At 47.8% G+C, this 11,879-nt stretch carries 10 protein-coding genes; 5 read left to right on the top strand and 5 right to left on the bottom strand.

Annotated features, from left to right (window positions below):
* Positions 1 to 84: 84 nt before the first annotated feature.
* A complete protein-coding gene (locus KD145_RS29525) occupies positions 85 to 1,992 on the bottom strand; it encodes a DUF3857 domain-containing protein (RefSeq protein WP_212003395.1) in 1,908 nt (635 codons plus the stop codon).
* Between the two features lie 3 nt (positions 1,993 to 1,995).
* Positions 1,996 to 4,008, bottom strand: a complete 2,013-nt coding sequence (locus KD145_RS29520) for a transglutaminase domain-containing protein (protein ID WP_212003394.1) — start codon at positions 4,006 to 4,008, stop codon at positions 1,996 to 1,998.
* Between the two features lie 75 nt (positions 4,009 to 4,083).
* Between KD145_RS29520 and queG the strand changes: the two genes are divergently transcribed.
* Entirely contained in the window at positions 4,084 to 5,004 is a 921-nt protein-coding gene (gene queG / locus KD145_RS29515; protein ID WP_212003393.1) for a tRNA epoxyqueuosine(34) reductase QueG, read from the top strand.
* Between the two features lie 2 nt (positions 5,005 to 5,006).
* Here queG and KD145_RS29510 read toward each other — a convergent pair whose 3' ends face one another.
* Entirely contained in the window at positions 5,007 to 5,807 is an 801-nt protein-coding gene (locus tag KD145_RS29510) for a DUF4350 domain-containing protein (protein WP_212003392.1), read from the bottom strand.
* Between the two features lie 551 nt (positions 5,808 to 6,358).
* Here KD145_RS29510 and KD145_RS29505 point away from each other — a divergent pair.
* Together KD145_RS29505 and KD145_RS29500 are read left to right on the top strand one after the other, a co-directional pair.
* Complete coding sequence (locus KD145_RS29505; protein WP_212003391.1) at positions 6,359 to 6,904, top strand: alpha/beta hydrolase; 546 nt, start codon at positions 6,359 to 6,361, stop codon at positions 6,902 to 6,904.
* Between the two features lie 149 nt (positions 6,905 to 7,053).
* Positions 7,054 to 8,895 carry an alkaline phosphatase gene (locus tag KD145_RS29500; RefSeq protein WP_212003390.1) on the top strand — a complete coding sequence of 614 codons (1,842 nt, stop codon included), beginning with the start codon at positions 7,054 to 7,056 and terminating at the stop codon, positions 8,893 to 8,895.
* Positions 8,896 to 9,007: 112 nt separating this feature from the next.
* On the opposite strand, the gene KD145_RS29495 is transcribed toward KD145_RS29500, so the two are convergent.
* Positions 9,008 to 9,712, bottom strand: coding sequence for an NUDIX domain-containing protein (locus tag KD145_RS29495; RefSeq protein ID WP_212003389.1), 705 nt, complete (start codon positions 9,710 to 9,712; stop codon positions 9,008 to 9,010).
* A gap of 80 nt (positions 9,713 to 9,792) precedes the next feature.
* Entirely contained in the window at positions 9,793 to 10,443 is a 651-nt protein-coding gene (locus KD145_RS29490) for an HAD family phosphatase (protein ID WP_212003388.1), read from the bottom strand.
* Between the two features lie 74 nt (positions 10,444 to 10,517).
* Between KD145_RS29490 and KD145_RS29485 the strand changes: the two genes are divergently transcribed.
* Entirely contained in the window at positions 10,518 to 11,510 is a 993-nt protein-coding gene (locus KD145_RS29485; protein WP_212003387.1) for a YncE family protein, read from the top strand.
* A gap of 121 nt (positions 11,511 to 11,631) precedes the next feature.
* Positions 11,632 to 11,829, top strand: coding sequence for a hypothetical protein (locus KD145_RS29480; RefSeq protein WP_212003386.1), 198 nt, complete (start codon positions 11,632 to 11,634; stop codon positions 11,827 to 11,829).
* The last annotated feature ends 50 nt before the right edge of the window (positions 11,830 to 11,879 follow it).

The following is an 11,879-nucleotide window of genomic DNA, read 5'->3' as shown; positions in this document are numbered from 1 at the left end:
CAAATGACAGACAGGGTATTAATACAAAAGAGGCCGCTCTGTTTGAGACGACCTCTTTACAATTAATGATATTACAGGATGATGTTATTCTTTCACCAGGACAATACGGTTGCGATCTGCCCGATGAATAGCGGTATAGAATTTCGCGAATTCGTTGAATTCTGCTGCAGGATATGTACCCGCTTTTCTTTCAAGCCTCCGTATATAACTGATGGTATTACCTTTCATGGCAATCACTGCACTGTAACTACCATACTTATTCTGTAAAGCAACAGGAGCTGGCACTGCTTCTGCTTTATATCCTTCCGGCACCGTGATATTCACCGTATCCGTATGGATGAACCGGGATTTCAGTACCAGCTCTGAAACCCTTTTATCATTGGTTTCCAGCTTGGGCACATTTCTGTCCAGGATATTGGGTGTAATAAAAATACGTTTACCCGTTACCGTAGCATAGGCTTTACAGTTCAGTTCCAGCTGTTCTTCTATTACAGGATTCACAGCAGGGATCTCCTTACATTCAAATTTGCCTACATCATAACTGGACAGGTCAAAGGTTTTCCGCAACCATTCCAGCTGTTTTTCCCTGCTCAGTCCGTGTAATAATTCATGCAGCTCTTCCTGTGATTCTCCGCTACGGATAGTCTTTGCCGTTAGTTTTAAGTTTCCATTGTCTTCCACTACGGCGGTGATGGTACGGCTTTGCTGGTTATCTTCTTCACGGGCAACAGGTGTGTGCACCAGTTTTCCACCCTCTTCCGTCAGCAGCATTACAGCGCGGTTGGAAGTGAAGCTGCCTAAATAGCCTGTTGGAGAAGTGTTGCTGGTACATTCCAGCCAGGTAGTATCCTTCTCTCCCGGCACGCACAGTATCACATGATTAAAAGGATCACGCGGAAACGCTTCATCGATGTAGTTTTTACCAGCACCCGCCCTAACCCAGGCACAATAGGACTTAATACCCGTTTCCTTCAGCAAGGACATCATATAATTGGACAGGGCCTTACAATCGCCATATCCTTTAGTGGCCACGGTTTTGGCATCGAATGTCTGTAAACCGCCTATGCCCAGCTGTATACTGATATAGCGGTAATTTTGCTGCATCCAGGTATACAGTGCCTTGATTTTCTCCGCCTGTGTATTTTTCCCGGCTACCAGCTCCCGCACCTTCTGTTTGATATTCTCAGGTAACTCGTCTCTCCCTGCGTTGAGCGTATAGCCAAATTTGCCAAGCCCTTCCCAGGTGGAAGCATTCCCTTCGTAATCATCGATTTTAAAAACGGATGGCGCCACCATTACACTGGGAGATAATTGTATGAACTCTTTGGAGAAAGGCTCATCTGTGAACACAGGGATATTTTTCACTTCCCAGGTATACACCTTTTGTTCTTTTTGTGTAGTAATAACGAGAGCCACTTTATTATTGGTATAACGCAGCTGATAGTCGGCCGGGGCCATAATGGTAAACCGGGCCTGCTCTACCGTACAGTCTTCTGAGTTCTGTGGTATCCAGGGCTGTAGCCAGTAGGAACCCCGGACACGTTCTTCCACTTCATATTCTATCGTATAGGGGAACACGTTATGATAAAACCGATGTACTTTATACCGGTTGTCCGTCATCAGACTTCCGTCGCCATCTTCACTCAGGTCCTTTATATCAGACTGTTTCAGCCGGCGCACCAGCTTACCTTCAGCATCGTATAATGCACCGCTGACGGACCGTACATCCATCTGTTTATTGTACATTTTGACAAGCGTGGAAGAACGGGCACCTTCTTCATCCAGCACGGTGAACACACAACGGGTGGTCAGCGTCACTTCTTTCAGGCCGGGAGCGATGACCTGTGTAATTTCCTCCATCCTTTTTACCAGATGGGCATTCTTTTTCATGGAATCAGGAATGGCCCCGGCAGGGTATACCGGATCACCGGCCATCAACCTGCCGGTGTACAGGAACAGCAACAGAGCAAGGGATGACAAAAATTTATACATGGGTTATTTTTTCTTTTTTAAGACGATTTGTTCGGCTTGTTTTTTCACAATGTGATCAAAGAATTCCCGCAGGGAAGGATATTCTTCCGGCGCAAAGTTAGCTTTGGTCAGCTTTACACGGGAACGCAGCTGAATATGGTTATCCTGTTGTTGAATCAGGTACTGGAATATTCCTTCGTCTTCATTGAATTTGACGATAGCTGGTTTGGGCAGTTCATCCACCACATAACCTTCCGGCACTTCCATGTTGAAGGAATATATTTCATCAAACACAGATTCCATCTCCACCGGGAATTTACGGTCGGCAGCCCTGAACTTATTGCTGCGGGAGGCTTCGGTGAACAGCGGGCTGATATAAATCACCTCGTCGTTGTCGAGTTTGATTTTAAAATCGAACTTCAGCATAACCGGAGATTCCAGTGCTTTCAGGTCTTCAATTTCCTTATTGGAAATTTCTACTTCTCCTGTAAAACTCTTACGAACGGCGTCAAAAAAGTCATCCTGACTTTTGGACTTGATCATTTTGCGCACTTTGTAAGACTCAAAGTAAGTGGGTCTTTGCTGGAAGGAGCCTTCCAGCATACCATTTTCAATTTTACCAAACATCACGCTGGTAAACTTCTGCTCTCTCAGGGAATCTGCCTGGAAATCAAGCGGTGTGGCCATTTCATTCACAATACGTGCGTGTCCGTTATAACACTGCGGAGACAGTTTATCGAAGCCCAGCAGCGGGTCGGAAGCATCCAGGTTCACGAATTTATCTCCCAGGTTGACACCAGCCACCGTATAGTTAAAGCGGGACAACAGCGGATAAAACGGATAGGTGTAACCGTTATTACGGGTACTGAGGATGATGGGATAAGCTTCGAGCTGGGCCTTTTTCAGCATGGCCACCAGCAGGAGGTTGATCTCTGCAGTCGTACCGTTTTTACTGTTGAAGATAGTTTTAAGCGTTCTGGTGATCCAAACACCGGATTGCTGTGTACAGGTAAAGTTGCTGCTTACCCAGTGATAGATAGCTGTAGCTTTCTCTTCATCTGTTTTGGCATTTTTCACGAGTCCGTCTACCACATCTCCCAGGAAACCATTGTTATTGCCCAGGGCAGAGCCGAAGTTTTCATCCTTCATCAGCTCTTCCATAAGTTTAGACCAGGAGCTTCTGATTGGTTTGGAAGGTTGATCAGGCCAGTTGATGGACGACAGCTGGAATTCCACCTTGTTGATATAGTTATCCGTGGTGGTGATATAATCTTCTTCCCTCATAGCCGGTACATCTTTCAGCGCCCACTTATAAATGGTCACCGCCGGGGTAACGGTTGTGAGGTTGGTTGGACCGGCCGCGCCTCCGCTTTCTGAGCGGAAGGTCATGGTGGTGCGGGTTTGTTCTTTGGAGGAGATGAATTTTTCATATCCCTGCGGAATCTGGATATAGTCGAAGTATTCCGGAATACCTACGCTGTATTCGCTGTAGAGGACAGGATAAGCTCCCTGAAATTCCCATGAGCGCAGATAGGTAAAATAAGGAGAGGAGACTGTATAAGTGTATTCAAAGATTGTACCTTCCTTCACCGCCGGCACAGCAAACTTCCTCGCGATCAAATTCTTATCTTGTTTGTCGGTAAAGACGTTTTTGCTCTCCATTTTTGTTTCCACCACTTCCCCGTTTTCGAGGTTGTAGGCAGAAGCTTTCAGGTTCTGCAACTTTTCTTCATCGTCGCTTCCTTTGTACAACTGGATTTTTACTGTTGCCAGATCATACGCGTTTTTATCAATGATTTTGATACGGGTATGGACTTTGTACACAAGGCGGAGCTCTTTACCGTCTGATTCGAACCTGGAGGATCCAATACTGGAGAGGACAATAGCGTGGGCGCCGGTGTCGAGCGTCACTCCTTTCAGTTCAAAGTCTTCTTTAGTGATTTTGCCATATTTGATTTTCGGACCATCCTGGGCCCAGGTTGTAATGGCACACAGACAACCAATTACAAAGGTTAATAAACCAGATTTGCAATTCATACAGGTATAGGGGGATTAAGTGGCGAATATACTGGAAATTATGGATAACGTTTTGTAATCCGTAATTTTGCGGGGATGAACCATACCTTATATATCAAGCAGCTGGCGGCGGAGTTGGGATTTGACCACTGCGGTATTGCCAGAGCAGAGCAGCTGGATGATGATGCCCGCAGACTGGAAAGCTGGCTGAATAAGGGTATGCATGGCAACATGCAGTACATGGAGAATCATTTTGACAAACGGATAGATCCGCGCAAACTGGTGGAGGGCGCTCAATCGGTGATCACACTGTTGTTCAACTATTTCCCTTCCCAACAGCAGCGGCCGGATGCACCGAAGGTGTCTAAATATGCATATGGTCAGGATTATCATGAGGTGATACGGGCACGCCTTAAAACCATGCTGTTACGGATGCAGGAGCATATTGGTCCGGTGCAGGGCCGTGGTTTTGTGGATTCGGCGCCGGTATTGGAACGGAGCTGGGCACGGCGTAGCGGTTTGGGCTGGATAGGTAAAAACGGTAATCTGATACATAAGCAGGCCGGGTCTTTCTTTTTTATTGCCACACTGATCACAGATATACCATTGGACTACGACAGTCCGGTAGGTGACTACTGCGGTACTTGTACCCGTTGCCTGGATGCCTGTCCTACCGGTGCCCTGGTAGCTCCGGGCGTAGTAGACGGCAGCAGATGTATTTCCTATTTTACGATAGAGCTGAAGGAACAGCTGATCCCCGACCCTACTATGAAGGGCCAGTTTGATAATTGGATGTTTGGTTGTGATACCTGCCAGGACGTTTGTCCGTGGAACCGTTTTTCTAAAGCCCATTCAGAAGCTGCTTTCACGCCGGTACCGGCCATTCTGAATTTCAGCACCCGTGACTGGGAGGATATGACAGAAGAAGCTTTCCGGGAAATTTTCCGGCATTCCCCTTTAAAACGCAGCAAGTACGCCGGTATACGCCGGAACCTTCAGTTTCTGCAGACACCATAATCCTAACGGCGGACAGGCACCTGTTTTTGGAGCCAGGCCGTCAGGGCTGCGGCAGCCTGATAGTTGTGGTATTCAGCCGGAAGCCTTTTCCCATCTACATATTCATTATAGAACCAGGGATCTCCTACAGCGAAAACAGTACCCTTGCCCACTTTAGCCACGGCCATGATAACATGATCGCCATCCTTGAAAACAGCCCTGGCCGGGGCTTTTATGGTCATGGTTGAAAGTTCCTTGATGTATACTTTGCCTACCCCTGCGAAGATCTCATGGTCCGGGGGCAACACAAAGGCTCCCTGTTCCCAGTTACGGCCCTGTACCCGGTTGCGGCTGTCGCCATTAAAATGAATCCCGAATTTTTCACTGAGCCGGTTAAAATGGTCAAACTCCGCATTCAGGGAATCGTTTTCCAGTAATACCAGTACTCCGCCGGCTTTCACCCAGTTGTAAATTGTTTGGGCGGCAGCTGGTGTCATATAATGCGGGTTGGGCGATTCCTGCTCTGTATCCGGGTCAATGATCATATAGATATCCGAGTTACGCAGATTGACCGCTGTGGGTTCATCATGCAGGGTGTCTCTGCTGATGCCGAGTGAGTCGAAGATATGGCCCCAGACCGACAGGCCGCCCGGGTCTTCTTCGTTCCAGATATAGTGCCAGCGGACCATTTTGCCCTCTTTATCCTTTTTATGCTCATAGTTATAATGATAGTCGAGGGTAACGGTCATCCTTTTATGTGCCTGCTGGGCGGTGGCGGTAAAAGCTGTCAGGCAGCTTAATACAGACAGAAAAAAGCGTTTCATACTACATGGAATTGGGGCATAAAGTACAGCTTATCTCTGACAGATGATAATAGAATCGTATTAAATTATATGCATATATTGTTAACAGTAAACATTTGTGATTTAACAAAATAATATATGCTAAATACTTGACAATAGGTTTAGCAAACCCTACTTTTGCATTTATTCAGGCTAGCCTTACCGCTACCCCCATTATCGAAAACATCAATTATTATATATACCGGTCAGGCCGGAAAATAACTGATCAACTTTTTATGGACCTGAGTGCCATAACGTGGAATTTTAGCAATAAAGGTCGAATTCTTTCGACCTTTATTTTTTCGGGATATAATGATTGTCAAATCGACAATTATTTTAGCCAAAATGGTAAACCAAGGGGCTGCAAGGCGTTAACTATCTGGACAATCTGCCTCTCTATACGCTGTCGCAGCGGGATCTGCCATATATTATTTCACGATTGGCGGCTTCAGCCCTGACATTTCTATTCTTTCAAAATCCTTCCAAAAACATTATCTTTCAATACCAACTTTAACCTTTCACAATATTTTGTCATGGAGATTAAAATTTTGACCGCTCCGGGACTAGGCAGTTCAGGTCCTTTTCATTGGCAAACCCTGTGGGAACAGTCGATACCCGGTATCCGGCGGATTGAACAACAATCCTGGGATGCGCCGGTATGTGCTGACTGGGTGGCAGCCATAGAAAACGCGGTGGCCGCGGCAGGACCGCAGGTAGTGATCGCCGCGCACAGCCTGGCCTGTATGGCAATAGCCCACTGGGCACAACAGACCCGACTATCTGTCACCGGTGTCCTGCTGGTAGCTCCAGCGGATGCTGAGGACCCCAATTTTCCCATAGAAGCGAAGGGTTTCTCCCCCATTCCTCTTACAACCTTTCCTTTCCGGAGTATTGTAGTGGCCAGCACCAATGATGAATACTGCAGTATTACCAGAGCGGCCTTTCTGGCATCGCAGTGGGGCAGCCGCTTTGTGAACACCGGTGCCAAAGGCCATATCAATGCTAACTCAAATCTGGGCGCATGGCTCGATGGGCAGAACTTACTGAAAGAGCTGATACAGAATCAGCCAACCCTTTAAAAGCATGCCTAAATCGATTTTCTAAAGGGAAAATTCAGGATAAATTAACATAAACATAAACCAGGATGACCAACAGGATACCCTGGTTAGCCACTACCTTTGACCCTTGACCTGTTAGGTTCGATGATAAGATGTTAAAATCCAGACAATTGAAAAAAGCGATTCTTCTCTGCAGCGTATGGCTGTCGGTTAACACCTACGCACAAACGAAAAATTACACCGTTGCCAACGCCCATTCCCACAACGACTACGAGCGCAGCACGCCTTTCTATCAGGCTGCAGCCCTGCACTTTGGCTACATAGAGGCAGATATCCACCTGAAAGATGGAGAGCTGTACGTGGCCCACGACAGTAAAGATATCCAGCCCTTACGTACTTTCAGGGAACTATATCTGCAGCCGGTGCTCCGGCAGTTTGCCCTGAATAACGGTAAAGCCTATACTGACGGATCGCCGCTCCGGCTGCTGGTAGACATTAAAACCGATGGCATCCCTACCTTAAAGGCATTACAGTCCTTGCTGCTGCCTTACCGGCAATACTTCGACCCCGCTGTCAATGCCAATGCTGTACAGGTCATTCTTTCCGGCAACATCCCGCCGGTAGCTGCCTGGTCAGACTTCGACAAGCTGTTTTTCTTCGATGGCCGTCCAGACAGCATCTACCCTGCTGCCGTAAAATCAAGAGTGGCCCTCGTAAGCACTGACTTTCACCAATACAGCAAATGGAACGGCAAAGGCACCTTTGTGCCTGCAGAACTGGAAAAGATTACCGGCGTGATCAGCAAAGTACATCAGCAGGGCTTTCCTTTCCGCTTCTGGGGCGCTCCTTCTTCCAAATCCTGCTACTATAAACTGATGGACCTCGGCGCAGACGTTATCGGTACCGACTATCCGGAAGAGCTGTATGACGTACTGAAAAACACCGCACGCACCACCGCCGGTAACATGCCTAACCATAACGTATACACGCCTACCTATGCCGCCGACGCCACCCGCATACGCTCCAAAAACGTGATCCTGTTTATCGGAGATGGCACCGGCCTGGCAGAAATGTATGCGGGTTATACCGCCAACAAAGGCGCCCTGAATTTATTCCAGATGCGTCAGCTGGGGCTGTCCAAAACCGCCTCCACAGACAATTACCACACTGATTCCGCTGCCGGCGCCACTGCACTCAGCACCGGTTCTAAAACCAACAACCGCGCTATCGGGATGGACAATACCTATCATGCCATTCCCGTATTGCCCGAAATACTGGCTCCCAAAGGCATCCAGAGCGGTGTCATTGTCACTGAGGAAATTACAGGCGCCACACCTGCCGGTTTCTACGGCCATACTCCCGACCGCGATAACACCCAAACGCTCTACCAGCAGCTGATCAGCAGCAAACTGCAGCTGGCCGTTGGTGGAGGCAAAGAAGAACTTGTTCGCGAGCTGGGCACCAACTACCAACAAACCCTTTCCCAGGCAGGCATCCGTTTTCAGGAAGATTTCAACAGCTGGAATCCTGCCATACAAGGCCGTACCCTCGTGATCCTCTCTGATAAAACCGTTACCTCCATGCGTGATGGCAGAGGTAACTATCTTAAGGAAGCACTGAAAAAAGCACTGCAGCAGCTCGACGCCTCCGGCAAAGGTTTCTTCCTGATGGTAGAAGGCTCCCGCATAGACCATGGTGGCCATGCCAACGATCTCGACTACCTCGTCCGCGAAATGCTGGACTTCGATGATACCATCGGAGAAGCACTTCGTTTTGCTGATAAAGACAAACAAACCACCATCATCGTTACAGCCGACCATGAAACCGGCGGCCTCGCCCTCATGGATGGCAACATCTCCAACGGTACCCTCCGCGGACATTTCGCCACCAATGACCATACCGGTATTCCCGTGATGGTATTCTCCTATGGACCTAATTCACAACTGTTTGGCGGTGTGTATGAGAACAAGGAGATATTTCATAAAATAGTGGAATGTTACCGTAACCGCTGATGGATCTGATGCTGCTGATGAATATGATTGCGGAGATGGAAGCGGAGATTGGATTTTTTAGATTTTTTGAGAGATTTTTTTGAGAAGATGAATACTTGTTGCAGATCCCTGGCTATTTCAGATTGCCGGGATCTGCAACAAAATGAAGGAAAGCGTTGAATGTAGCGCTATAGCGGCGTTTATTGAGTTTATAATAAAATGCGCCTCTTTTGGAGCTGAGTTTTTCCTTGTCTTTTTGTTTTACTAACAGATTGGTAGAAAGGATTTTGCGGCTGAAGTTACGTTTGTCGAAAATACTGTCGTAAATGGCTTCGTAGAGGATCTGCAGTTGCGGAATTGTAAACTTAGCCGGCAACAGCTCAAACAACAGCGGATGAATAGCTGCCTTATAACGTAAACGCTCCAACGCAGCATCCACCATCCGGGTCTGTCCGGCAACCAGGCCGGGTAAGTCCTGCAGGGATATCCATTGTGCCTGATACTGATCGTTGAGCTGCAATTGGGACGCATTGATATTGAGCAACGACAGATAAGCAACTGCCACTGTATTTTCTTTCGGCTGCCGGAGTTCTGCACCAAAGGCAGACACCTGTTCGAGATAAGCATCTTCCAACCCGGTCAGGTCATACATCATACGGGAGGCCGCTTCACCGAAATCCTCCCCGGGCTGCAGCCATCCACTCATCAGCCCCCACTTGTTTTTTTGCGGACCCGTATTCTGTTTGATCAGCAAAAGTTTCAGGTCCTGCCCATCAAAACCAAAGATGACGCAATCTACAGCCACCAGCATCCTGGATTGCCCGGAATTATGTTTCATATCAGCGATACAATTTATAATAGCCCGGCAATTTAGGCTTCCCCATGATATTAAAAAAATTATCGTCTGATTTGATTTTATCAGGCAAACAGTTGTTGCAACACCGGATCGGTGTAATCCTCCACGAATGCAAGGATATTGGGATAAGCCGCAAACTCATCACGTGTATGCATAGTGGTTAGTACTACTGCCTGCATCCCGGCATTAAGGGCTGCCTCCACTCCTTTGGGAGCATCTTCAAACACGATGCAGTCTGCCGGCGCTGCATGAATGGCAGCAGCACATTTCAGAAATACTTCCGGGTTGGGTTTGCTGGTAGCCACATCTTCAGCGCTCACCACCGCATTGAAATAATCGTGCAGTTGCAGGTTGTCCAATACGAAATTGATATTAAAACGGTTGGCTGCAGATCCGATGGCCATAGGGATACCCGTATCGGTGGCCTGGCGGAGGAAAGCCGGAAGACCCGCAATCAGCTCCAGATGAGGCCGGAAAGCTTCCTGATACAGCACTTCCTTTTCATGTGCAATCTCCAGCATCTGGGGCAGGGTGAAGCGGTCTTTTCCGAAGATACGCATCAGCAGTTCCTCATTTTTTCCATACATATGTCCTCTGACTGCTTCTCTGGTCATGTTGGCCCCTAGTTTGTTCAGCATATTGTGCCAGCCATCCAGATGATACTCCATGTCGTTGATCATGGTTCCGTTGAGATCGAAAATAAACGCTTTCATGGCTGCAAAGATATTACAACCTACAGTTTCTCTCCAGAATTAAACCGGAGTTTTGACATTAAAACATTCTCTCCATGAAAAAACTATTGTTCCCGGTGTTATTGTTTGGTACGCTGATGGCAAACGCACAATCGCCGAAATGGCATGTGGCAGCTACTTATCCTGTAAAAGGTGATGGTAAATGGGATTACATCGCTATCAACCCTGTTACTCAACAACTGTATACTGCGCACGGTACAGAAGTAAACATTATTGACAAAACCAACGGTACGGAAGCTGGTACGATCCCTCATACGGAGGGTGTACACGGTATTGCTTTCGCGCCCCGCTTCGGCAAAGGTTTTACGAGCAATGGCAAATCCAATACTGTCACGGTGTTTGATATCCAAACTCATCAGGTACAGGCAGAAATTGCTACCGGCGGTAATCCGGATGCCATTTTATTTGAGCCGTTCTCCGACAAAGTGATTACCTGCAATGGTGCCGGCAAGGATCTTTCTGTAATCAATCCGGGCACTAATAAGGTGGTGGCTACTATCCCGCTGAAGGCGCGGCCTGAGACAGCTGTTTCCGACGGAGCCGGACACCTGTATGTAAATCTTGAAGACAAAAGCAGTATCGCCGTGATCAGTATGTCCACTTTCAAAGTGGAAAAGGAATGGCCGCTGGGCAAAGGAGAAGCGCCAACCGGGCTGGCCATCGATACCGTAACCCACCGGCTGTTTGCAGGTTGCGACAACAAGTTGCTGGTAGTGATGAATGCTGTCAACGGTCAGGTAGTGACTACTCTGCCTATTGGCGACGGCTGTGACGGTGTGGCTTTTGATCCTGCCGGTAAAATCATCTTTACGTCCAACGGAGAAGGGACCCTGTCTGTATTCCGGGAAGACAGTGCAGACAAATACACGTCCCTGGGTACCGTGCCTACCGCCAAAGGCGCCAGGACGCTGGTATATGATCCGCTTACACAGGATGTGTTTCTTCCGGTTGCCGACCGTCATAGCGGGCCCGACGGCAAACCCGCGATAGCACCGGGAACTTTCCGTGTGCTGGCAGTTCGTAAATAGTTCCTTTCACGGAACTATTTACTTATATTTGGATAATAGTGACCGTTATGAAAGCTGCTCCTTCCAGGTTGCAAGCAGAACAGAGACGTCTGTCCTACTCTTCAGAAAAACTATTGACCACATGGACATTACGAAGAAGAATAACATCCGTATTGCCGGTAACCCACAAGCCTGCCAGGCACTCGTTTTCGGACATGGTCCCGGTATTGACCAGCAATCTTTTTCAGACCTTCTTCCCGCTTTTGAGCATGACTACGGTATCGTGCTTTATGATAATACCTTGAAAAAACATCCGAGGCAGCAAACGAATAAAAGTTAATACAGAAGGACATTTCCCGCAGAAGCGAACCTGGGGAAGTGATCGCCGCA

Origin of the sequence: Chitinophaga sp. HK235 (assembly GCF_018255755.1) — a bacterium.
Lineage (GTDB): Bacteria > Bacteroidota > Bacteroidia > Chitinophagales > Chitinophagaceae > Chitinophaga.
The sequence above is the reverse complement of the archived record's forward strand: the minus strand, read 5'-3'. Positions and strand labels throughout refer to the sequence as shown.